The organism is Blautia sp. BCRC 81119, assembly GCF_003184505.1.
GTDB classification, from domain to species: Bacteria; Bacillota; Clostridia; order Lachnospirales; family Lachnospiraceae; genus Blautia_A; species Blautia_A fusiformis.
Genome location: NZ_QJHD01000025.1, coordinates 23704 through 47368 on the forward strand (window position 1 = coordinate 23704; position 23665 = coordinate 47368).

Here is a 23665-nt window from a genome sequence, read left to right on the forward strand (position 1 = left end):
TTCATTTCCCCTCCGGATTTTTATGCTATGGTTTATTATACCGTATCGGCTTAAAAAAGTCTTATTTATTTTCACTATTTTTGTACAAATTTCAGAATTTTCTATTCTTACAAGCCCCACCGACTGCTATTGCTTTTCGCCCCCCGCAGGGGACTTACTTGATTCGAGTCAAGCGGATATTCGCAATCCGCTTCGCTACGCGGCTCTACACCGAATAACTTCTTCGCAGTTTATCAGACTTTATAAGATATTTAGACTTTCCTCACAAATTTTTAAAACGCTTCTCACAGTTCCATCACATTTTGACGGTATATTATTAATCAAATAAAGCACAAAGCTTTTTCATCTTATAGATCATTACTTATTTTTCTTTTCATACTCTGCCGGGTCCCTTCCAAGACCCGGCCCTCCTTTTTATCTGAGGTACTTTTCCTAAAAAAACATCTGATCTATAATATCTGAATCAAACACCCGGATATCCCACCTTAACCCCCACATAAACGCAACGAAAAAACACCGTCCCCGCAGCTCCATATCTGCAAAAACAGTGCCTTTAGTGCGTCTTCAGGGGTTCGAACCCTGGACACCCTGATTAAGAGTCAGGTGCTCTACCAACTGAGCTAAAGACGCTTATTTAATTGTTTGTCTTTCGTTTTTTGTTTCGTTCGTTCCTCAAGACATGTTGTATTATACGTTATGATTTGAGGAAAGTCAACACCTTTTTTTAATTTTTTTTATTTTTTTCTTTTTTATTTTTTATATCTTCATTTGATGCAATTTTATCCAGCATTTTTTCCATTTCCGACAACGAATTTCTGATATGGGCAGCCTGGCTGTTAATGCTGCGGCTTACCGTATGGAGATTCTGCTGCATGGATCTGAATTTTCTTTTTTTCAAAACTTATGGCCTCCTGCTTTGCACAAATACCTTTCCAACATCACGGATATTTTATTATATGAAAATATCCTGATCTGTTTCCTGATATTTGCGCAAAGTATTTAAAGCGGACTCTTAGAAATCCACTTTTTTCCACCAGCGCCATACCAGCACCACCGCCAGCACTGCCGTAAGGAAATCCGAGATTGCCTGAGAAGCCAGAACGCCATGATACCCTGCCACCTTAAGAGCGATCATCAGTACAACCGCAAAGACCACTCCCTGTCTGCTCACTGATAACAGAAAAGCTCCCATAGCCTGTCCTGCAGACTGAAACGTACAGGTGCTGATCAGCACGATTCCCATACACAACATTCCCGCCAGCTGCAGCCGAAGCATCAGCGCGCCATTTTCCACAACGGAAAGATCGCTCATAAAGATCTTTACCATCTGCGGGGCAAAAAATCCAAGTACCGCCATCAGTACAAGCGCCATTCCTCCCTCAAGAAGATATGCAAACTTCAAAGTTGCTTTCAACCTTGTGCGGTTTCTCGCGCCGTAATTGTATCCGGTCAGCGGCTGTCCACCAAAGGCAAAACCAACCAGGACCAACGCAGCGATCATATTAATTTTCATAACGATTCCCATAGCTGCAACCTTATCGTCACCAAATCCCAGCAACGCGCGGTTTGTCAGCGCAATTCCGATGCTCTGCATCAGATTAGTAACAGAAGCCGGAATACCAATGGCAAAAACCGCTCCGATCTCCGACCTGGAAATGTGAAATCCCCTGGGATCCACAGAAAGATTTTTGCTCTTTTTAATAAGAAACCATACAAAGAAAATATCGGTACAAACATTTCCGATCACGGTCGCTGTAGCTGCGCCGGCCGCACCCCAGCCCAGTACAAAGATCATGATCGGATCCAGAATAATGTTTACAACTGCGCCAAGTACAGAACCAACCATCGAAGCCGTCGCAAATCCTTCTGTTCGTAACTGATTGGACGGTGTCAGCGCAACAATGATAAACGGCGCACCCAGTGCAATACAGGTATAATACTGTGACGCATACTCCCAGGTGGCCTCGCTTGCACCCAGAAGTCCCAATACCAGACTTCTGAAGATCATCAGTACAGCCGCAACTGCAACACCGCTGACGATCGCGCCATAAAAGCTGAATACGCTGATCCGCTTTGCGTCCTCGTATCTTTTTTCTCCAAAAAGCCTGGAAATAAAAGAACTGCCGCCAAGTCCGAAAATATCTCCCAACGCGATCATCAGGGTAAAGATCGGTGATCCAAGGGCAACCCCCGCCACCAGATCCGTATTGCCGGTTCCTGCGATAAAATACGTATCTACCATATTATAAACAAGCGAGATAACCATACTGAACACAACCGGAAGTGCCAGCTTAAAATATGCCTTTGGTATAGGATACTTTTCAAAAATTTCTTCCTGCATCTTATTCCCTCTATTTCTGTCTGATCACCATTTTACAGATCGGATTTCCCATAGAAGAAAACTTCTCCTCATATTCCGTCATGACATTTCCCTTCACCAGCTCCTCATCATGATGAAGATCAAAGGTACACACCTCCAGATTCCAATCGGAATCCCTAACCTCTTCCAGGGAAAACTCAAACAGACCACGGTTATCTGTCTTAAACTCTACAGTTCCTTCTTTTTTCAAAATCTTCTCATATCTTGCCAGAAATTCCTTGGACGTAAGTCTTCTCTTTGCATGACGCGCCTTCGGCCACGGATCCGAAAAATTCAGATAGATCCCATCAACCTCATCCTTCTCAAAAATCTCCGGCAGCAATCTTGCATCCACCCTGATAAAAACAAGATTGGAAAACTCCTCTCCTGCCGCTTCCAGTTCCTCTCTCTTCTGCAGCGCCCGAAGAAGCACACTGTCATACATCTCAATTCCCACAAAATTTCTCTCCGGATGAAGTCTTGCCATATCCATCAGAAAACGCCCCTTCCCCATACCAACTTCCAGAAAAAGCGGTCTCTTCACTCCAAAAACCTCATTCCACTTTCCTTTAAACCTCTCCGGCTCATCAATTACCCACTCACAATCCAAAATAGCATCCTTAGCACCCGGAATATTTCGTAATCTCATAAATAACCTCCAATAATCTTTCCATAATAATGTCTCAATGATTCTTATCAAACAACATTCCAATACTCAACTATACATGTAACCCCCACCCCGCCGCAAGCAAAAAATAAAAAAAATCCTCAACCAAGCAACAACAAAAACGCCTCGCCGTCCACCCCAACACCACCGCATCCTCTCAAACCCAACCAACCAGGCGACAGCAACGCGCCTCGCCGTCCACTTCCAACACCATCCGCATCCACTCAAACCCTCTCAACCAGGCGACAGCAACGCGCCTCGCCGTCCGCATCCACATACATCGGCTCAACCTCACACATCCAACACCGCAGCATACATACACAAGTCAACAACCTCACACCGCCACAACCAAGAACTCCTAAAAAAAGCCCGAGGGGTGTGCAGAGGGGCCGTGGCTTTACGGCCCCTTTGCGGTTTTCATTTTTTCCCAAAACTCAATCATCGTCTAATAAACAAATTTCTTTTTTTCGTCTCTTTTTGAACATATTTATTCAATAATTGCAAAAAATTTAACAATTTTTTAGTTGTTTTTACCATAAAAAAGGTGTATCATATAAAAATCAATTATAAACTATAAACAAACAAGGAGGGCGCTATGGAACAAATCCTAAATAAGCTTTCGGAAATCGAAGCTACAGCCAATGCCATCATGCAGGACGCTGCGCGACAGAAACAGGCTCTCTCGGAAGAAGCAGAAAAACAGACGAAGGAATTCGACGCTTCACTTGAAAAAGAAACCAGCGACGAGATCCAGAAGATCCGTGAAGATCTGGCCCGTGAGAAAGACGCCCGGATCAATGAGCTTCGTGCAGAAACCGAAAACCAGCTTTCCAGGCTGGACGCCTATTACGAAGCCCATCACGAAAGTCTTTGCAGTGAGCTGTTTCAGAAAATAACAGGCATCACCGAAACCTGAAGGGAAAGGAAGTGATTCAATGGGCTCTGTCCTCTCATACAGCGGACTCTCCACCAAGATCCGCGCCATGCAGAGCAGGCTTGTGACAGATGAGCAGCTGGAAGAAATCGTTCAGCTTCCCAATGTCCCCCAGGTAACAGCCTACCTGAAACGGACTCCTGAATATCAGAATGTCTGGTCCGGTCTCGATGAAAATGATCTTCACCGCGGACAGATAGAAAAACTCCTGAAGAAATCCATCTTCCTGAATTTTTCAAGGCTTTACCACTTTGCAAATCAGGAACAGCAAACGTTCCTGTCGCTTTACTCGAGGCGTTATGAGATCCGCGTCCTGAAAGAAATCATGACGAATCTCTTTGACCACCGGGACACCGATCCCGTGGATATTTCTCCCTACCGCGATTTTTTCAGACATCATTCCAAGCTGGACATTGACAGGCTTGCCGCCTGCACCAATATGGATGAATTCATTGCGGCACTGAAGGGAAATGATTTTTTTATTCCGCTGTCTCAGGTCAATGAACGTGGAAATGCCACGCTTTTTGACTTCGGCATGGCACTTGACCTTTCGTATTTTTCACAGATCTGGAATGTGCGGAAGAAGCTTTTCAAAGGTAACGATCTGAAACAGATCACCAGGGCTTACGGTGAAAAATTCGATATGCTAAACCTGCAGTTCATCCAGCGCTCCAAACGCTGCTTTCAGATGGAACCGGCTGCTATTTACGCACTGCTGGTCCCCATGAACTACAAGCTCCGCAAAGAGGAGATCACCACCCTTGTGGAGGCCCCTACACCAGAAGAGTTCCGTCGTATCTTCAATGGAACTTATTATGGTAAAAAATACGAACAGCTGACCGTCGCCAGTCTGGAAGAATTTTATAACTATATTCTTCGTAGCATACTGGAACAGGAAGCACGCAAGGATCCCTATTCCGTAGCAGTCATCTATTCCTATTTATATCACAAAGAACATGAAGTCAACCGTCTGACCATTGCCCTTGAATGCGTGCGCTATGGCGTGGACCCAGAACAATCCCTGCGTTATATACGCAACGGTTAATAACCAGGAGGTAGCAACGTGATTGAAAAAATGAATTTTCTGAGCATCACCGGTCCCAAGGCAGATATCGACCGGGTTGTAAACACCTACCTGTGCAAGTACGAGATCCATCTGGAAAACGCTCTCTCAGAGCTGACCACAGTAGAAAGTCTGACGCCTTTCCTGGATGTCAACCCTTACAGAGATGCCTTAAATTCCATCAATACCATTTATGAGGAGCTGAAAACTCCTCCGTCCACTTCCAACAGAAGCCCGGGTATTGAAACAGCACTTTCCACAGTAAAGGAGATCCGCTCCCAGGCGGATCAGCTCCAGAAGGAACAGTCCGAACTGGAAGAAAAATGTTCCTCTCTGGAAGAGTCACTGCGGATCATACGTCCCTTCCGAAATATTGATTATGATATTTCATCCATACTTCATCTGAAGTATATCCATTTTCATTTCGGACGTATCGAGAAACAGTATTATGAGAAATTCAAGAAATATATTTACGACAATCTGAACACGATCTTCCTTAAATGCGACGAAGATGACCAATACGTCTGGGGCGTTTACTTCGTACCGAAGCATGAAGCGCACAAAATCGATGCCGCCTACTCTTCTATGCACTTTGAGAAGATCTTTGTGCCGGATAATTATACCGGAACTGCCCAGCAGGCATTTTCAAGCGTAAGCAAACAATACGAGGATGCTCTGAAGCATCTGGAAGCACAGAAACAGAAATACCAGAGATTTCTTGCGGATCAGGCAGAAACCATCGTTACCGCCAGAAACACCCTTCTTCAGTTTTCCAGAAATTTCGATGTCCGTAAAGCGGCTGCCTGCACCGGAAAGCATGAAAATTTCTATATTCTCTGCGGCTGGATGACAGAAGCCGACACCAGAGCCTTTCAAGCCGAAATCTCATCCGACGAAAAAATCTTCTGCCTGGTAGACGGAGAAGATACCAATACGCCGGAGCACGACCAGAACCATCAGCCACCGACCAAACTGAAAAACCCGAAGCTTTTCAAGCCCTTTGAAATGTATGTAAAAATGTACGGACTTCCCGCCTATGGCGAGATGGACCCCACCTGGTTTGTCGCCATCACCTACTCCTTTATTTTCGGAGCCATGTTCGGTGATGCAGGACAGGGACTCCTGCTTTTTATCGGAGGATTGCTCCTGTACAAACTAAAGCATATCGATCTTGCCGGAATCATCAGCTGCGCCGGAGTCTTTTCCACATTTTTCGGTCTGATGTTCGGAAGTATCTTTGGATTTGAGGATGTCATACCTGCTCTGTGGCTGCGGCCTGTGAACAGTATGACGACCATACCTTTTATCGGAAAACTGAATACCGTATTTATCGTTGCCATCGGCTTCGGCATGGGAATCATCCTCCTGTGTATGGTTTTCAACATCATCAATTCCTTTAAGATGCATGACGTTGAAAAAACCTGGTTTGACACCAACGCTGTGGCAGGACTTGTATTTTATGGCTCCGCAGTTCTCTGCATCGGACTTTTTGTATCCGGGCATGCTGTTCCGGGTGGTGCAGTCCTCGCCATTATGTTTGGTTTACCGCTGCTTCTTATTTTCTTCAAGGAGCCTCTTACAAACCTGGTAGAAAAAAAAGCCGAGGTTATGCCAAAAGAAAAAGGCATGTTTATCGTACAGGGTATCTTTGAACTGTTCGAGGTTATCCTGAGCTACTTTTCCAATACACTCTCCTTCGTGCGTATCGGTGCTTTTGCAGTCAGCCACGCAGCTATGATGGAGGTTGTGCTTATGCTTGCAGGCGCAGAGAACGGCAGTCCGAACTGGATCGTCATTATCCTCGGAAACCTTTTCGTATGCGCTATGGAGGGCCTGATCGTAGGTATCCAGGTACTCCGTCTGGAATATTACGAAATGTTCAGCCGTTTCTACAAAGGCAGCGGACGTAAATTCGAGCCGTTCTGCTCAAAAAACAAATAAAATGCCAGAGTCGGAACGCATTCTGATCCGGGCATTCAATTTAACGAATATTAAGGAGGTCATCATCATGACAGTCATTACACAGATCACAATCGCAGTTGCACTTGTACTCAGCATCATTCTTCCATTTGGTTATTATCTTCTCGGCGAAAAAAGCCGCGGCCGCTACAAAACAGCTCTTGGTGTCAACGCCTTTTTCTTCTTCGGGATCATGCTTGTTGCCATTGCAGTAACATTTGCAGGCGGAGCTTCCGTACAGGCTGCTACAGGCGCTGACGCAGGCCTTGCAACAGGTATGGGTTACATCGCAGCAGCACTTGTTACCGGACTTTCCTGTATCGGTGGTGGTATTGCCGTTGCCAGTGCGGCAAGCGCAGCACTTGGAGCGATCAGTGAAGATCAGAGCATCCTTGGTAAATCTCTTATCTTCGTAGGTCTTGCCGAAGGTGTTGCTCTTTATGGACTGATCATCTCTTTCATGATCCTGGGTAAACTTTGATATGAAAATGTATCTGATCAGTGACAATATTGATACTCTGACAGGAATGAGACTGGCCGGTGTAGAGGGTGTGATCGTTCATGAGCACGACGAGCTGAAGGAAGCTCTAGAGCGCACCATCGCAGACAAAGAGATCGGAATCATACTCCTGACCGAAAAATTCGGCCGGGAGTTTCCTGAGATCATTGATGATGTCAAGCTTCATCACAAAACACCTCTCATCATTGAAATTCCTGACAGACATGGTACCGGCCGCAGGCCTGATTTCATTACTTCTTATGTAAATGAGGCCATCGGATTAAAATTATAGGCAGGTGATATTATGACAATCGAAGAGAAGCTTACACACTTCTATGACACCTCCGTGGAAGAAGCCCGCCGTCAGGCGGAAAAAGATGTCCGGGAACACAAGGAAGCCCTGGATGCCGCACTGGAGGAACATAAAAAAATGTCTCTGGGAAATGCTGCCAGTTCCCGCAAAGCCGAGATTGCAAACGCAAAGCGCGAGATCAACAAGGCACTTTCCGCAGAGCAGCTTCACATCCGGCGAAACTGGACTGCCAGGCAGAGCCGCTTAAAAGAAAAACTTTTTGCAGATGTTCGGGTACAGATCCTAAAATTCATGGAATCTCCCCGCTATGAAGAATATCTTTGTACAAAGATCGAGGAAGCTGTCTGCTTCGCGGAACACGATGAGATCCAGATCTATCTTTCAAAAGAAGATGAACCCCGTCTGAAGTCTCTCACTGTAAAGACCGGTTTCCCGCTGAAGCTTTCCGATGAATCCTTTATCGGCGGAATCAAGGCGATAATCCCTGAAAAAAATATCCTCATCGACAATTCCTTTGAGGAAGGCTATCAGGCAGCTTACAGAGAATTCAAATTTGACGGAGGTCCAGCACATGAGTAAAACAGGTATTATCTACGGTGTTAACGGTCCTGTTATCTACCTCAAGGGCGACACCGGCTTCAAGATCTCCGAGATGGTCTATGTAGGCCCCGAAAAACTGGTTGGAGAAGTTATCGGTCTCAAGAAACATATGACGACCATACAGGTTTTTGAGGAAACTACAGGACTGAAACCCGGAGAAACTGTTATCGGAACAGGAGACGCCATTTCCGTTCTCCTTGGTCCGGGAATCATCCACAATATTTTTGATGGTATCCAGAGACCTCTGGCAGAGATTGCCCAGGCCTCTGGAAAATATATTTCCCGTGGTGTCAGCGTTGACTCTCTTGACACAGAAAAAAAATGGGAAACCCACATTACCGTAAAGGAAGGTGACGTCATCGGTGCAGGCACGGTTATCGCTGAAACACAGGAAACCGCCTCCATCCTTCACAAATCCATGGTTCCGCCCACGATCACACACGGAACCGTTATCCATGCGGTTCCTGACGGTGCTTATAACGTTCTGGAGCCCATCGTTACCGTCCGTCTTGATGACGGAACCGAAAAAGAACTGGCACTTGCCCAGAAATGGCCGATCCGTGTTCCACGTCCGACCTACAAGCGTTTCCCGGCCAGCGTTCCGCTCCTTACTGGACAGCGAATCCTGGATACTCTTTTCCCTATTGCCAAGGGAGGCACTGCTGCAGTTCCAGGCGGATTCGGAACAGGAAAAACCATGACACAGCACCAGATCGCCAAGTGGTCTGACGCAGATATCATCATCTACATCGGCTGTGGCGAGCGCGGAAACGAAATGACACAGGTTCTTGAGGACTTCAGCAAGCTGATCGACCCGAAATCCGGAAACCTGATGATGGACCGTACCACACTGATCGCCAACACTTCCAACATGCCGGTTGCAGCCCGTGAGGCTTCCATCTACACAGGTGTTACACTTGCGGAATATTACCGTGATATGGGTTATGACGTAGCAATCATGGCAGACTCCACATCCCGATGGGCCGAGGCTCTCCGTGAGCTTTCCGGACGTCTGGAGGAGATGCCTGCAGAGGAAGGCTTCCCTGCGTATCTGGCAAGTAAGCTTTCCGCCTTCTATGAGCGCGCGGGAATGATGCAGAACCTGAACGGAACAGAAGGTTCCGTATCCATTATCGGTGCAGTTTCCCCTCAGGGCGGTGATTTCTCCGAGCCGGTCACACAGAATACCAAACGTTTTGTCCGCTGTTTCTGGGGACTGGACAAGGCTCTTGCCTATGCCCGTCACTTTCCTGCCATCCAATGGCTGACCAGCTACAGCGAATATCTGGAGGACCTGACTCCCTGGTACAGAGAGCATGTCTCCCCGAAATTCGTTTATGACAGAAACCAGATCATGGCTATCCTCAACCAGGAAAGCTCTCTTATGGAGATCGTCAAGCTGATCGGAAGCGATGTTCTTCCGGATGATCAGAAGCTGACGCTGGAGATCGCCAGGGTTATCCGTCTGGGCTTCCTGCAGCAGAACGCTTTTCACCAGGAGGACACCAGTGTTCCTATGGAAAAGCAGTTCCTGATGATGGAAACCATCCTCTATCTCTACGAAAAATGCCGTGCCCTTGTAAACCGTGGCATGCCGGTTTCCGTGCTGAAGGAGGATAAGATCTTTGAACGTATCATCGCCATCAAATACGAGGTTCCAAATAAAGAGCCGGAGCGTTTTGATGAATATCATAAAGATATCGACCGCTTCTACGACAATGTACTGGAAAGAAACGGTTAAAGGAGGGATCAGTTTATGGCAATCGAATATCTTGGCCTGAGTGAAATAAACGGCCCTCTTGTTGTCCTTGAGGGTGTAAAAAATGCATCTTACGAGGAGATCGTGGAATTCCACATGGAGGACGGCACTCAGAAGATCGGCCGTATCGTGGAAATCTATGAGGACAAGGCCGTTATCCAGGTTTTTGAGGGAACTGACAATATGTCCCTCGGCAATACACACACACGTCTTACCGGACATCCTATGGAGATCGGGCTTTCCCCTGAGATCCTGGGACGTACCTTTAACGGTATCGGCCAGCCCATTGACGGGCTTGGCGAGATCACACCGGAAGTCAGCCTGAACATTAACGGGCTTCCGCTGAATCCGGTAACCCGTGAATATCCACGAAACTATATCAACACCGGTATCTCCGCTATCGACGGACTGACCACACTGATCCGCGGCCAGAAGCTGCCGATCTTTTCCGGTAACGGTCTTCCACATGATAAGCTGGCTGCACAGATCGTTCAGCAGGCTTCCCTGGGAGCAGATTCCGATGAAAAATTCGCCATTGTTTTTGCGGCAATGGGCGTCAAATATGACGTAGCCGAATTCTTCCGCAGAACCTTTGAGGAAAGCGGTGCCTCCGATCACGTTGTGATGTTTTTGAACCTTGCAAACGATCCGGTTGTAGAGCGTCTTCTGACACCGAAGATCGCCCTCACTGCCGCTGAGTATCTTGCTTTTGAAAAAGGCATGCACATCCTGGTAATCCTTACAGATATCACCTCCTTCTGCGAGGCCATGCGAGAGGTTTCCTCCTCCAAAGGTGAAATTCCTTCCCGAAAAGGTTATCCCGGATATCTGTACAGTGAGCTTGCAACTCTTTACGAGCGTGCGGGAATCGTCCGTGGCGGCACCGGTTCTGTAACCCAGATCCCGATCCTGACCATGCCAAACGACGACATCACACACCCGATCCCAGACCTTACCGGATATATCACAGAAGGCCAGATCGTACTGGACCGCCAGCTTCACGGTCAGGCGATCTATCCGCCGATCAATGTTCTGCCATCTCTGTCCCGTCTGATGAAGGACGGTATCGGTGAAGGCTTCACACGTGCTGATCATCAGGATGTTGCCAACCAGCTCTTCTCCTGCTACGCAAAGGTAGGCGATGCAAGAGCTCTGGCATCCGTTATCGGTGAGGATGAGCTTTCTCCGCTGGATAAGCAGTACCTTGTATTCGGAAAAGCCTTCGAGGCAGAGTTTGTAGGACAGTCAGAAACAGAGAATCGAAGCATCATCGAAACTCTGGATAAGGGCTGGGAGCTTCTTGGCCTTCTTCCAAGAGAAGAGCTCGACCGTATCGATACCAAAGTTCTGGATCAGTATTACAGAGAAACCGTCCGTTAGTGAGGTGATTTTATGGATCCGAATACCTTTCCCACCAAGGGAAATCTCATACTTGCAAAAAACTCTCTGGCTCTTTCCAAACAGGGCTATGAGCTTATGGACAAAAAGCGTAATATCCTGATCCGTGAAATGATGGAGCTGATCGATCAGGCAAAGGATATCCAGTCCCAGATCGATGAGACCTTCCGTACCGCTTACGCGGCTCTTCAAAAGGCAAATATGGAAATTGGAATCGCTTTCGTAGACCAGATCTCTCATACCGTTCCTGTGGAAGATTCCATCCGGATCAAAACCAGGAGTGTCATGGGAACCGAGATCCCTCTTGTGGAATATGACAAAAAAGCAGGCAACACGCCGACCTACGCCTACTACAGCACCAAGCTGTCCCTGGACGAGGCCAAGGCAGCCTTCGAGCGTGTAAAGGAGCTGTCCATCCAGCTCTCCATGATCGAAAACGCCGCCATCCGTCTTGCTACCAACATCAAGAAAACCCAGAAGCGTGCCAATGCGCTGAAAAACATCACCATCCCCAGATATGAAACCCTCACCAGAGATATCACTAATGCTCTGGAGGAAAAAGAGCGCGAAGAGTTTACACGTCTGAAGGTGATCAAACGTATGAAACAAAACAGTTAAAAAAATCCTCCGCAGATCTTTCCGGTTCTGCGGAGGATTTTTGGGTTATCCACACTTATCCACATCTGAAAATAACTTTTCAACACCTTGCAGTGACCGTTTTAACTGGGCACTGTTCTTTTTTATCCTCATTTCCATACATCCGATAATCCCACTTTTAAATAGATTAGTTTTTCAAGAATTTACTCACTATTATCTGATTATTTGTTTTTATTCTTTTATATTATGTCTTTTTTGCAATAAATTTTATGATATTTAGAATTTAAAAATGTCAATAGTTTTAAGAACTTTTTTCCCACTTTTTACAATTTTATCATTTTACACAAAACATATGTTTAAATTTATTTATGTAAATCAGCTCATCCACATGGTTATCCTTGTGGATAATGTGGATAAATTTGTGCATAACTTGATTATTAGCGGATTTGCGGATTTTTGTCATGTGGAAAACTTTTTGCAAAGTTTTTCACTTATCCACCATAGTTCGACAGGTTTTGTGCATATTGCCAGAATGGTATTTTCCTGCGTGCAGTCTTGACATCAGCACTGTTTTTTGTTAAGGTGAAAACGCTAAAACAACGTGTGGATTTTTCAGTTCCGACTTTTTTCGCCACACAATCTGCCTTCACCAGTAAGACAGATTGTGTGGCTTTTATTATGCACAAAAAGCACACCTTTTTTCCCATGATCTACATTGTGAATTCTGATATAAAGGAGGATTTTTCATGAACGACACATTTATGAAGGAGAAGCCTGTCGGCCCGCTGCTGGCGTCCATGGCGCTGCCTATGGTCTTTTCCATGCTTGTAAACTCACTATACAACATTGTGGACAGCTTCTTCGTGGCACAGATCAGCGAGCAGGCCATGACCGCCCTGTCCCTTGTCTATCCGGTCCAGAACATGATCAACGCCGTTGCCATCGGCTTCGGGATCGGAATCAACGCCAGAGTTTCCTATCACCTTGGCGCAGGGGACAAAAAAATGGCAGACACTGCCGCAACCCACGGATTTTTTCTGTCTGTGATCCACGGGATCCTGATGACCGTGATCAGCATCGCTGTTATGCCCGTATTCCTTCAGATGTTCACCCAGGATGAAACCGTGATCCGGATGGGGCTGGAGTATTCTACCATCGTTTTCCTGTTTTCCACAGTAATTGCCATCAGCCTTTTCTTCGAAAAACTTTTCCAGGCTGTAGGACGGATGAAAGTATCCATGCTCGCCCTGCTTGTGGGATGTATCAGCAACATCATCCTGGACCCGTTCCTGATCTGGGGAATCGGCTTTTTCCCGAAGCTGGGTATCCGGGGCGCAGCTCTGGCTACTGGCATCGGCCAGGTGCTCACCATTGCGGTCTATATGGTCTTTTATATCCTGAAGCCTATTCCTGTACGTGTAACGCCCAAAACCCTGAAAACAAGCAAAGTAACGGATCTGAGCCTGTATGCCATCGGTGTTCCCGCGATCCTGAACCTGGCACTGCCATCATTTCTGATCTCTTTTCTGAACTCCGTGCTGGCCGCTTACTCGGACAGCTATGTGGTGATCCTTGGCATTTATTACAAACTGCAGACCTTCCTGTATCTCCCGGCCAACGGAATCATCCAGGGAATGCGCCCGCTGATCGGTTATAACTTCGGTGCCCGTGAGATGAAGCGTGTGAAAAAAATCTTCCGGCTCACCCTGGAATCCAGCTGTGTGATCATGCTCTTTGGAACCGTTATCTGCCTCCTGGCTTCCGGACAGCTTATGGGACTTTTCACAACTACCCCGGAAACCATTGCCGCTGGCTCCAGAGCACTGAAGATCATCAGCGCCGGCTTTCTTGTTTCTGCTGTATCCGTTACCACTTCCGGTGCCATGGAAGGCCTTGGAAAAGGCACGCAGTCCCTTGTAATTTCCCTTTTCCGCTATGTGGTCGTTATCATGCCCACCGCATATCTTCTGTCCCATTTTATGGGTCCTGATGGTGTGTGGAACGCATTCTGGATCACAGAGGTGTTTACAGCCATCGTTTCTGTCATGATTTATCACAAAACGTTGAAAAAAGCCTAAGAATGCAAATGTCCGGCCCACCGGCCTGTTTGCAGCCACCTGCAGGTTTACGTCCCGAAAGCACAAAAAGCTTCGATCCACTCTCTGAGCACATCGCTCATCGATGAGAGTTAGATCGAAGCTTTCTTTATTAACCAAATCAGGAAAATCCCATGAGTGATCGCTGATATCCTCTTGACTCAAACGGATATCCGTAATCTGCATTCATTTAATTCGTGGAAATTTCCTCTGTATCTCTTACAGCAGTCCCTTCTCACGGATCAGCTTTAAAGCGCCTTCATCGGCCACTACCGTCACATCCGGGTGAAGCTGCAGGATAGATGCCGGCACGTTGGGCGTGATCGGTCCGTAGAGAGATTTGTAAAGAGCATCTGCCTTTGCCTCTCCGGTAGCGACCAGAAGGATTTTCTTTGCAGTCATGATGTTTTTGATACCCATGGTATATGCCTGCTTCGGCACATCATCCATAGTCTCAAAGAATCTTGCATTTGCCTTGATGGTGCTCTCCGTAAGGTCTACGCAGTGAGTCTCCTTCTCAAATGCTGCACCCGGCTCGTTGAAGCCGATGTGGCCATTTCCGCCGATTCCAAGCAGCTGCATATCGATACCACCCACGCTGCGGATGATCTCATTGTAATCCGCACAGGCTTTCTCACTGTCCTCTTCCAGTCCGTTTGGCACATAGGTTCTTGCCTTATCGATATTTACATGGTCAAACAGATTTGTGTTCATAAAATAACGATAGCTCTGATCGTTATCTCCGGAAAGTCCTTTGTATTCATCAAGATTTACGGATGTGATCTGCGAAAAGTCCAGATCTCCTTTTTTGTACCACTCGATCAGCTGCTTGTACATTCCCACCGGTGTGGAGCCTGTAGCAAGTCCAAGAACAGCATTTGGCTTCATGATGATCTGTGCAGACATGATGTTTGCCGCTTTTCTGCTTACGTCATAGTAATCTTTTCCTGTATAAATGATCATAATCTTTTTCCTTCTCCTTATGGTAAAAAAGAACAACCGGATAACTGAGATTCACATATCTCCTGATTTTCCTGTTGTTCTTTTTTATTATTGATTCGTTTTTTTACTCAGCCATCTCTACTTCGAGAACATAGTCTACCGGGTCAGGAAGTACCGGGTCAGGTCCCAGATCAACGAATGCGATATCCGGGTAATCGCTGTGCATCCATGCGTTGGAGATCGGCACCTCATGTCCGTCATCCAGCGCACGCACCTTCACGATCTTATCCTTATCAAATCCCAGAAGCGGAAGTGGTCCCAGTGTATTCTCATAAATATGCACATAGTATTTGTTTCCGTTTCTGGTGATACGTCCGTAATCCGGCTTCGGAATGTTTTCAGCCGGTACACAGCCGTAGATACTGTCATGATTCTTATCCATCCAGCGGCCGATCTCAGCCAGGATCGCAGAAGATTCCTTCGGGAATTTACCTTTGGCATCCGGTCCTACGTTCAAGATCATATTTCCACCCTTGGAAACACACTCTACCAGCTTCTTGATCAGCATGGAAGCCGGTTTGTAATAATGGTCGTTTGCACAGTATCCCCAGTTGTTGTTCATGGTGAAGCATGCTTCCCAGACCATCGGGTTGCCTTCCTTATCGCAGATTCCTTCCGGCGGGATGATCTGCTCAGGGCTTACAAAATCGCCATGGTACGGTGTCGGATCACACTCATACAGGGATCCTCTTCCCTCTCCGCTGGCTTCCAGACGGTTATCGATGATAACCTGCGGCTGTAAGCTGCGCACCATGTTGATCAGCTTTGTTGCGCCCCATTTTTCCCCTCTCATATCGTCGTAGGAGAAATCAAACCAGATGATATCGATCTGTCCGTAGTTTGTACAGATCTCTTCTACCTGATTATACAGATATTCTGTATAACGTGAGAAATCACGGTTCTCATTTCCGCACTCTTTGTGGTTTCTCATCGGATGGATACGGTCTCCGTAATGCGGATAATCCGGATGATGCCAGTCAAGCAGTGTGAAATAGATTCCAACCTTAAGGCCTTCCTCACGAAGTGCCTCTACATACTCCTTGATCAGGTCTCTTCCTGCCGGTGTGTTTGTTACCTTGTAGTCTGTGTATTTGCTGTCAAAGAGGCAGAATCCGTCGTGATGTTTTGCTGTCAGGACTACATATTTCATACCTGCAGCCTTGGCCTCTTTTGCCCACTGCTTCGGGTTGTAGTCTCTTGCATCAAATTCTTTCATAAACGGAAGATATTCTTCCTCAGGTATTTCCTCTACGCTTCGTACCCACTCGCCTCTTGCAGGGATAGAATATAATCCCCAGTGGATAAACATTCCAAAACGGGCATCCTGGTACCACTCCATACGTTTTTCATATTCTTTTCTGTCAAACTGATACATGATTTTTTCCTCCTGTTTAGATTAAAAGCATCAGCCTTTGATAGCTCCGGAAAGCATACCTTTTTCAATCTGTTTATGGAACACGATGTAAATGATAAGCATCGGAATTACGGACATTACTACATATGCAAACTGACTTCCGATCTCCTGTGTATGTGCAGAAGAGAAGTTCAGCATCGCACGTGAAACTGTGAAATATTTGGTATCTGTCATCAGGATCATGGAGAATACAAGTTCACTGTATCCATAGATGAATACGAAGATCGCCTCTGTTGCGATGATCGGCTTGCAAACAGGGAAAAGGATCTTCCACAGCAGCTGCCAGTTGTTACATCCATCAATGATCGCCGCCTCATCCAGGTTCCTGGAGATTCCATCCATGAATCCTGTATAAAGGAATATCGCCTGGGACATACCAAACGCAACATAGATCAGGATCAGGAAGAACAGGTTGTTCTTTGCATTTAATGCTGTTGCAATGTTGTTGATCGGGATCAGTGTACAGTGAACCGGAACCATTACTCCGATCATGAAGAATACATATACCCATTTCAGGAATTTGTAATCTTTTCTTGATAAGATGTATGCTGCCATCATTCCGACTACAGTATTAAATACAGTTGTCAGAGTCGCTACAACCAGGGAGTTCTTGATGGTATTCAATGCATCCGCTGTTTTGTTTGCGCTGATATAGTTCTGGAACATAATCTTCTTAGGGAAGCTTAACAGGTTCAGGTAAATCTCTGAGTTTGTTTTGAAGGAAGCCATTACGGTCACTACTACCGGAAACAGTGTAACAACTGTCCACAGGATCGCGATAATGTACAGCGCTATCTTTCCTCCATGCATTTTCTGTTTATTAGCTGTTTTTTCCATATCGTCTCTTCTCCTTCCGCCTACATTGCAAGATCTTTATCTTCACGGAACAAATGATTGGTCACAAGACTCAGCACAACACCCAGCACTAACAGAATAACGCCGTATGCACTGCTTCGTCCGAACAGCTTATAGGAGAATCCCTGTGTATAAAGCATGATTGAAGGTGTGGAGCTGATATCGTTCGGGCCTCCTCTTGTCATTGCCCAGATGATATCGAATACTTTCAGACATCCTGTAATACACAAAATAGAGAATACCTTGAAGGAGTTTTTCATCAGAGGAAGGATGATATAGCGGATCCTCTGCCATCCTGTAGCACCATCCAGCGCTGCAGCCTCATTTAACTCATCAGGGATCGCCACCAGACCAGCTGCAAAGATCAGCATGTTATATCCGGCATACATCCATTCGTTTACCAGAACAACGATCCAGACGTTTACAGTCTTTATCGTCAGCACATCAGGGATCGTACCATGAAGGCCGAAAATATTTTCAATGGTATTAAAGATACCAAAGTTCGGATTTAACATAAATGTCCACATCAGGGCTACTGCTGTTGTTCCTAACATATTCGGAAGGAAGTAGCAGGTTCTGAAGAATCCGGTTCCCTTGATCTTTGCAGTTACCAGCATTGCGAGACCAAATGAAAGCGGCATCAGGATAACGAAACCACCGATCATAAAGTACACACTGTTGAGCATTGCATTCCAGAACAGCTTATCTGAAAAAATCTTCTGATAGTTCTCAAGTCCTACCCATTGCTTTGCCGCACCAAACATACCGTTCCATTTACGGAATGATAAGCCTACGGTATCAAAAACAGGGTAGATGACAAAAATAACAGTTATTAAAATTGCCGGAAGAAGGAACGCTAAAGAAAGCGTAAGATCTTTTTTATCCAGCTTCTGTTTTACCTTTGGTACAGATTTACCTGCCATATGTATACCTCCGTAATAAACAAGGGGAAGCAGATGATGCTTCCCCCTGTTTCTCTTATCCACACATCATGCGTTCAGTCAAAATTCTCTTTATTCGTAAGCAGACATTTTGTCAACGATATCGTCTCCAACTTCCTGTGCACTTGCGCCTGTCGCTAATGCCTGAAGAGAATTACGGATTGTATCCATAGCTGCTGTGTTGCTGTCATATGTAGGAATCTCAAGTTTAGACTCTGTATTCTCAGCCATGATCGCATTTACATCGTCAAGCAGATAGTTACCTGTATCAATCGTAACCTTCTCAGCATATGTTGTCGGGCTGGATTTGCACATTTCGTTGATGGAATCTACACTTGTAAGGTATTTGATGAATTTAACAGTTGCTGCGATTTCCTCATCGCTCTTGTTTAATGTAGTGATGTAGTATGTATCAGAACCGCCGCCCATCTCTACAGTCTTGTTTGCTTCGTCGATATAAGGAATTCTTGTAACACCGATCTTCTGAGCATCGAAGAGAGTTGTATCGGAGTCATTCTGGAAGTTACCGCAGTTCCATGTTCCGTCAACTGTGAATGCAGCTTTTCCTGCCTCGAACATATTTCTCTCTGTGTTGAAGTCTGTGCTGAGGATTCCGTCTCCCCAGTATCCTGCATCAATCATATCTTTCATCTTCTGATAGATTGCAACCATCTTCTCGCCGTTGTAAGCCTCTTTGTCGCTTGCAAGATCATCTGCGATGCTTGTTCCGTAAGCTTTCAGAGCAAGAGCACTCATCAGATGCTCGAAGTGATAGTTATCTTTGTCAGAGTAGTTGAATGGCTGGATTCCTGCATCTTTTAATTTTGCGCAGGCATCAACAAGATCATCCCAGGACTCCGGAACATCTACGCCAACCTGATCAAGGTAATCTTTGTTGTAGTAGAGACAGAGCTGATAAGCGGACCACGGAATACCATAGGTTCCTTCAATGCCGTCAAACTGTGTTGTCTCCCATGCAAAATCCTGAACTCCCTCTTTCCATTCCGGATACTGTTCAAAGTATGGTGTCAGATCCAGTATATATCCTGCATCTACATACTCTCTTGTACGGCTTCCGCCATACTGAAGGAATGCGTTCGGTACATTACCGGAAGCGAAATCTGTTGTAAGCTTCTCTTCGTAATCAGACTCTGTAGAAATACTCTCATCTGTTACATGGATCTTTCCTTCGTTCTCTTTATTGAACTCTTCAAGTGCTTTGTAATACCATTTAGCCTGTCCGTCTGTATCAGATCCGTTGTTAAATCTGAATGCTACACGAAGCTCAACGTTTTCAAAATCCATATTGTCTACATCGTAGTTTGTGTCACCCTTTGCAAATACGGCGCTTCCTGTTACGCCTACTGTTGACATTGCTGTTACACCGGCGAGACACAGTGTTGCAACTTTTTTCATTCGTTTCTTCATGAATAAATCCTCCCTTAATATGATTTTTTATTATATAGTTTTCCCATTGATGTTCATAAATTGATCAATCGATGATCGCCTCAAAGATCGGCTCTTCTTCCTCAAGCTCCAGGCATACACAGTAGTTCTTTGCCCCCTGAAGCTTCTCCGGAAGCTCTACCTCTATCATCGAGTTTCCTTCGCAGCACTTTAATGCGCGGCACGGAAGCTTTTCTCCTGTGCTTACCACATATGCACCCTTTAACTGATTACCGATGTTCAGCAGTTCAACTCGATATCTCGGTGCAAGGACGTGTACGTAAAGCTTATGTGGTCTCTTTGTAAATTCAATGCTCGGGATCTCATACGGATAGATACCAACATTCTTGGTTCCGTAAATTGCTTCCGCATTCTCAGTCACGTATTTACCAACCTCATTCATAACCTCAACACAAGCTTCCGGAACAGTTCCGTCTGCCATTGGTCCTACGTTCAGCAGGTAATTTCCGCCTCTGCCGACGATCTTGAGAAGAAGGTTCAGGATATCATCCGGATTCTTCCAGTTTGTATCGTATTTATTATAACCCCATGTATCATTTACAGTTGCCGGTACTTCCCAGTCACCGTCGTATGGAAGACGTGGAATAAAGTTATCACCGGTGGTCATGTAATCGCCCTTCTGGTGTCCGATACGTCCGCTGATGATGCAGTCAGGCTTAATACCCTTAACCCAGTCTCTTAATTCCTGAGCTTCGTCTGCGGTCATTCCCATCGGAGTATCAAACCAGATCAGGGAAATATTATCGTAATTCTCAAGAAGCTCTTTTAACTGCGGTTTGCATTTCTCATCGAAGTATGTACGGAATTCCGGCTTCCATTCGTTCTTGTCTTCGTAATCCTTCTTATAGGCATTGTCATCATCCCAGTCCTGAGCCTGTGAATAATAGATACCCATTGTCATGTCATATTTCTTACAAGCATCGGAAAGCTCTCTTAAGATATCTCTTCCTGCAGCCTTCACTACATTAAAATCACTGACCTTGGAATCGTACATTGCGAATCCCTCGTGATGCTTGGAAGTAAGAACGATATATTTAACACCCCACTGCTCTTTCGCTCTTTTCACAAACATGTCCGCGTCAAATTTGTCCGGATGGAACTCATCTTTCAGCTTTCTGTAATCTTCCTTGTCAATGTTGAGATTGTTCTCGATCCACTCTGCGATACGGTCTGTCTTGGTGACCTCGCCGGTCTTCGGATCTTTCCATTCTCCTGCAAGGATGGAATAAAGTCCCCAATGGATGAATAATCCGTATTTGGCATCTTTATACCACTGCTGCTTTGTGTCTGCCATAACCTTCTCCTTGTTTCGTATAGCTGATTTTCTTGTTGCATAAAACGTTTCGTTTTTTGTTAAGACTATCTTACCGCATCCGAAGCAGCTTTTCAAGTAAAATCATAGGGCAAAAATCATTTTTCCTATTTTTTACAATTATTTCGTCTTGTTTTTGTGTACTTTTTCGTATCAGGTTTTGTTAAACGTTTCATTTTTATCAATTTTCTGTACAATACGCTCGTTTTTTCTGATACTTTATGTGTAAAAAATGCCATGTGTATTGAGGCATTTTCTTTTTCATGATATAATATGAAAATACTCTATTATCTGTAAATGTATCAGAACCGGAGGTTTTACATGAACGTTACGATCAATGATATCGCCCGTGCGACAGGCCTGTCCACCGCAACGATCTCCAAATATATAAACCACAAAAAAATACGGGAAGAAAATCGTATCCTTATAGAAAAGGCAATTCAGGAGCTTGGATATACCCCAAACCGGAATGCCCAGCTTCTCCGTGCCAAAAACACACATACCATCGGTATCCTGATCTCAGATCTTGGTAATTATTTCTGGGGCGAGCTTGTTAACTCCATTATCAAGCATTTCACAGATCATGGCTATACAGTTATTGTCTGTTCCTTCTTTTTTGAACATCAGAAGGAGATCGATACGATACAGGATATTATCTCCCAGCACTTTGACGGAGTTATCATGCTCCCATCCTGCTGGCATGATGACCTGTACCAGCTTTTACAGAATGCCGGCATACCGGTTGTAATGCTCGATCAGATTCCTGCTTCCATGAGACATTTTCCTGTAGACTGTGTTATTTCTGATAATTACAAAGGCGGTGCACTGCTGGCAGAGCACCTTTTGGAAAAAGGCCACACAAAGGTCTGGATCATGGAACAGTATCTGGACGCCTACACCATCGAGCAGCGGATCCAGGGCTTTGTGGATGTATATCAGAAAAATGGCATTGGCCTTCTGAAACAGCCGGATTCTTTTCCCCCTGTTTCTTTTGGTTCCACTGCAGAAACGATCATCCAGAGCAACCTGCATTTCCAGAAGCTTATTGATTCTTTCGATCCCCCTACTGCTGTTTTTTTTGACTGCTATCTCTCCGCAATGGGCGGTTTAAGCGCTGCCAGCCAGGCACGGATTTCCGTTCCTCAGGATATTTCCTTTGTGTGCTTTGATGATGATCCGCTTTTCAAGACCATGAGCGCGACTATGACCTGCGTCTCACAGGATCTGACAAGCATGGGGAAACATGCTGTGGAATTACTTTTAAAAAGGATCCATGGAGACTATACGGATTTTCCCAAAATAGACATGCTGGATGTTGTATTCCACCCGCGGCGCTCCGTAAAAGACCTGTCCGAACACAACAGTACAGCATCCGGAAAGGATTGATTTATGAGTGCAACCATCAAGGACATTGCCAGAGAAACCGGTCTGGCATTGGCCACCATTTCAAAATATATCAACGGCGGAACTGTACGGCCGCAAAACAAAAAGCAGATCGACGAAGCGATCCGGAAACTGAATTACGTTCCACGAAACACGGCCCGGGGACTTCGTTCCTCCAAGACTTACCGTATCGGTCTGGTATCCGGTCCTCCCAATACTCCGCATAATGCTTTTCTTCTGAGCAAAATAGAAAACACCATGCGCGCTCACGGTTATTCTCTCACATTTATGAGCGGCGACAAGTATAAGGATCATGTCAATAAATTCGTCCCTCACATGCTCCGCTCCGGGATCGACGGCCTTATCATTACCTCTTTCAGTCTGAACCAGGACATCTGTTCTGCTGTGGAACACGCCAAAATTCCTGTTGTGGAGCTGGAAGAACACAGCCATTTCCACCGTACAGACTGTGTACAGACCAGCTGTACCTCCGGAGCCTACGAGATCGTGGAGCATCTGATAAAAATGGGGCATCAGAAGATCGCCCTTGTCACCGGTTCTCCTGCATCCTATACTGCATGTGAACGAAAAAAAGGCTATCTCCGGGCACTGGAAGACTACGATATTCCGGTTAACCCCGATTATATCATCGCTGAAAATTACACAAACGACTTTGGATATCAGGCAATGCAGAAATTATGGAATCTTCCGGAACGTCCGACTGCCGTATTTTCTGCGAACTATACACTATGCCTCGGTATTTATGAAGCGATCTACAGCCTTGGCATCCGGATCCCGGAAGACCTGTCTGTTGTCTCCTTTGATGATTTTGAACTGTCCATGCTGCTTTCTCCTCAGCTGACCGCTGTCCGTCAGCCGCTGACCGGTCTGGCAGAGCAGGCCTGTGATCTGCTGCTTCGCAGAATGAACGGAGACTACAGTGATTTTCCAAGGACGATACGCCTGAAGCCAGAATGTATCTACCGGGATTCCGTGCGTGATCTCTTTTCTGACGCTAAGTAATGCAAAGCAACTTTTATTACGGCA

21 protein-coding genes and 1 tRNA gene are annotated in these 23665 nt (G+C 45.7%); 12 read left to right on the forward strand and 10 right to left on the reverse strand.

Features of this window, described 5'->3' with window-relative positions; all coding sequences use genetic code 11:
* Nucleotides 1-557: 557 nt before the first annotated feature.
* From DMI82_RS14545 to trmB, 4 genes are all read right to left on the reverse strand, one after another.
* Nucleotides 558-630: transfer RNA gene (locus tag DMI82_RS14545), tRNA-Lys, on the reverse strand.
* Between the two features lie 94 nt (nucleotides 631-724).
* Nucleotides 725-898 carry a hypothetical protein gene (locus DMI82_RS19855; RefSeq protein WP_158526479.1) on the reverse strand — a complete coding sequence of 58 codons (174 nt, stop codon included), beginning with the start codon at nucleotides 896-898 and terminating at the stop codon, nucleotides 725-727.
* A gap of 114 nt (nucleotides 899-1012) precedes the next feature.
* On the reverse strand, nucleotides 1013-2341 hold the full coding sequence (locus tag DMI82_RS14550; protein ID WP_110103697.1) for an MATE family efflux transporter: 1329 nt from the start codon (nucleotides 2339-2341) through the stop codon (nucleotides 1013-1015).
* A 10-nt stretch (nucleotides 2342-2351) separates the two neighbouring features.
* Entirely contained in the window at nucleotides 2352-3008 is a 657-nt protein-coding gene (gene trmB / locus DMI82_RS14555) for a tRNA (guanosine(46)-N7)-methyltransferase TrmB (RefSeq protein ID WP_110103698.1), read from the reverse strand.
* Between the two features lie 613 nt (nucleotides 3009-3621).
* On the opposite strand from trmB, the gene DMI82_RS14560 reads away from it, so the two are divergent.
* The 10 genes from DMI82_RS14560 (at nucleotide 3622) to DMI82_RS14605 (ending at nucleotide 14226) form a co-directional block, all read left to right on the forward strand.
* Nucleotides 3622-3942: a hypothetical protein gene (locus DMI82_RS14560; RefSeq protein ID WP_110103699.1), complete on the forward strand. Its 321-nt coding sequence runs from the start codon at nucleotides 3622-3624 to the stop codon at nucleotides 3940-3942.
* Nucleotides 3943-3961: 19 nt separating this feature from the next.
* Entirely contained in the window at nucleotides 3962-5005 is a 1044-nt protein-coding gene (locus DMI82_RS14565; protein ID WP_110103700.1) for a V0D/AC39 family V-type ATPase subunit, read from the forward strand.
* A gap of 18 nt (nucleotides 5006-5023) precedes the next feature.
* Nucleotides 5024-6964: a V-type ATP synthase subunit I gene (locus tag DMI82_RS14570; protein WP_110103701.1), complete on the forward strand. Its 1941-nt coding sequence runs from the start codon at nucleotides 5024-5026 to the stop codon at nucleotides 6962-6964.
* A 67-nt stretch (nucleotides 6965-7031) separates the two neighbouring features.
* Nucleotides 7032-7463 carry an ATP synthase subunit C gene (locus tag DMI82_RS14575; protein WP_015525392.1) on the forward strand — a complete coding sequence of 144 codons (432 nt, stop codon included), beginning with the start codon at nucleotides 7032-7034 and terminating at the stop codon, nucleotides 7461-7463.
* A 1-nt stretch (nucleotide 7464) separates the two neighbouring features.
* Complete coding sequence (locus DMI82_RS14580; RefSeq protein WP_021653137.1) at nucleotides 7465-7773, forward strand: V-type ATP synthase subunit F; 309 nt, start codon at nucleotides 7465-7467, stop codon at nucleotides 7771-7773.
* Nucleotides 7774-7785: 12 nt separating this feature from the next.
* Nucleotides 7786-8373, forward strand: a complete 588-nt coding sequence (locus tag DMI82_RS14585; protein ID WP_110103702.1) for a V-type ATP synthase subunit E — start codon at nucleotides 7786-7788, stop codon at nucleotides 8371-8373.
* The gene (locus DMI82_RS14590) at nucleotides 8366-10135 is read left to right on the forward strand and encodes a V-type ATP synthase subunit A (RefSeq protein ID WP_110103703.1); all 1770 of its coding nucleotides are present in this window, start codon (nucleotides 8366-8368) and stop codon (nucleotides 10133-10135) included. The genes DMI82_RS14585 and DMI82_RS14590 overlap by 8 nt, the downstream gene beginning before the upstream one ends.
* Before the next feature lie 15 nt (nucleotides 10136-10150).
* Complete coding sequence (locus tag DMI82_RS14595) at nucleotides 10151-11533, forward strand: V-type ATP synthase subunit B (RefSeq protein ID WP_015525388.1); 1383 nt, start codon at nucleotides 10151-10153, stop codon at nucleotides 11531-11533.
* Nucleotides 11534-11545: 12 nt separating this feature from the next.
* A complete protein-coding gene (locus DMI82_RS14600; protein ID WP_059086266.1) occupies nucleotides 11546-12169 on the forward strand; it encodes a V-type ATP synthase subunit D in 624 nt (207 codons plus the stop codon).
* 725 nt (nucleotides 12170-12894) lie between these two features.
* Nucleotides 12895-14226, forward strand: a complete 1332-nt coding sequence (locus tag DMI82_RS14605; protein ID WP_110103704.1) for an MATE family efflux transporter — start codon at nucleotides 12895-12897, stop codon at nucleotides 14224-14226.
* A gap of 237 nt (nucleotides 14227-14463) precedes the next feature.
* Here DMI82_RS14605 and nagB read toward each other — a convergent pair whose 3' ends face one another.
* The 6 genes from nagB to DMI82_RS14635 form a co-directional block, all read right to left on the reverse strand.
* Nucleotides 14464-15207: a glucosamine-6-phosphate deaminase gene (gene nagB / locus DMI82_RS14610; protein ID WP_015525385.1), complete on the reverse strand. Its 744-nt coding sequence runs from the start codon at nucleotides 15205-15207 to the stop codon at nucleotides 14464-14466.
* Nucleotides 15208-15310: 103 nt separating this feature from the next.
* On the reverse strand, nucleotides 15311-16621 hold the full coding sequence (locus DMI82_RS14615; RefSeq protein ID WP_021653144.1) for an alpha-L-fucosidase: 1311 nt from the start codon (nucleotides 16619-16621) through the stop codon (nucleotides 15311-15313).
* A gap of 30 nt (nucleotides 16622-16651) precedes the next feature.
* A complete protein-coding gene (locus tag DMI82_RS14620) occupies nucleotides 16652-17497 on the reverse strand; it encodes a carbohydrate ABC transporter permease (RefSeq protein ID WP_021653145.1) in 846 nt (281 codons plus the stop codon).
* A gap of 20 nt (nucleotides 17498-17517) precedes the next feature.
* Complete coding sequence (locus tag DMI82_RS14625; RefSeq protein WP_044962507.1) at nucleotides 17518-18438, reverse strand: carbohydrate ABC transporter permease; 921 nt, start codon at nucleotides 18436-18438, stop codon at nucleotides 17518-17520.
* Between the two features lie 90 nt (nucleotides 18439-18528).
* Nucleotides 18529-19884 (reverse strand): ABC transporter substrate-binding protein, encoded by a 1356-nt coding sequence (locus DMI82_RS14630; protein WP_059086268.1) that lies wholly within the window; start codon nucleotides 19882-19884, stop codon nucleotides 18529-18531.
* Between the two features lie 64 nt (nucleotides 19885-19948).
* Nucleotides 19949-21313 (reverse strand): alpha-L-fucosidase, encoded by a 1365-nt coding sequence (locus tag DMI82_RS14635; RefSeq protein WP_255493919.1) that lies wholly within the window; start codon nucleotides 21311-21313, stop codon nucleotides 19949-19951.
* A 243-nt stretch (nucleotides 21314-21556) separates the two neighbouring features.
* Between DMI82_RS14635 and DMI82_RS14640 the strand changes: the two genes are divergently transcribed.
* Together DMI82_RS14640 and DMI82_RS14645 are read left to right on the forward strand one after the other, a co-directional pair.
* Nucleotides 21557-22621, forward strand: a complete 1065-nt coding sequence (locus tag DMI82_RS14640) for a LacI family DNA-binding transcriptional regulator (RefSeq protein WP_110103705.1) — start codon at nucleotides 21557-21559, stop codon at nucleotides 22619-22621.
* A 3-nt stretch (nucleotides 22622-22624) separates the two neighbouring features.
* Entirely contained in the window at nucleotides 22625-23641 is a 1017-nt protein-coding gene (locus DMI82_RS14645) for a LacI family DNA-binding transcriptional regulator (protein WP_015525383.1), read from the forward strand.
* The last annotated feature ends 24 nt before the right edge of the window (nucleotides 23642-23665 follow it).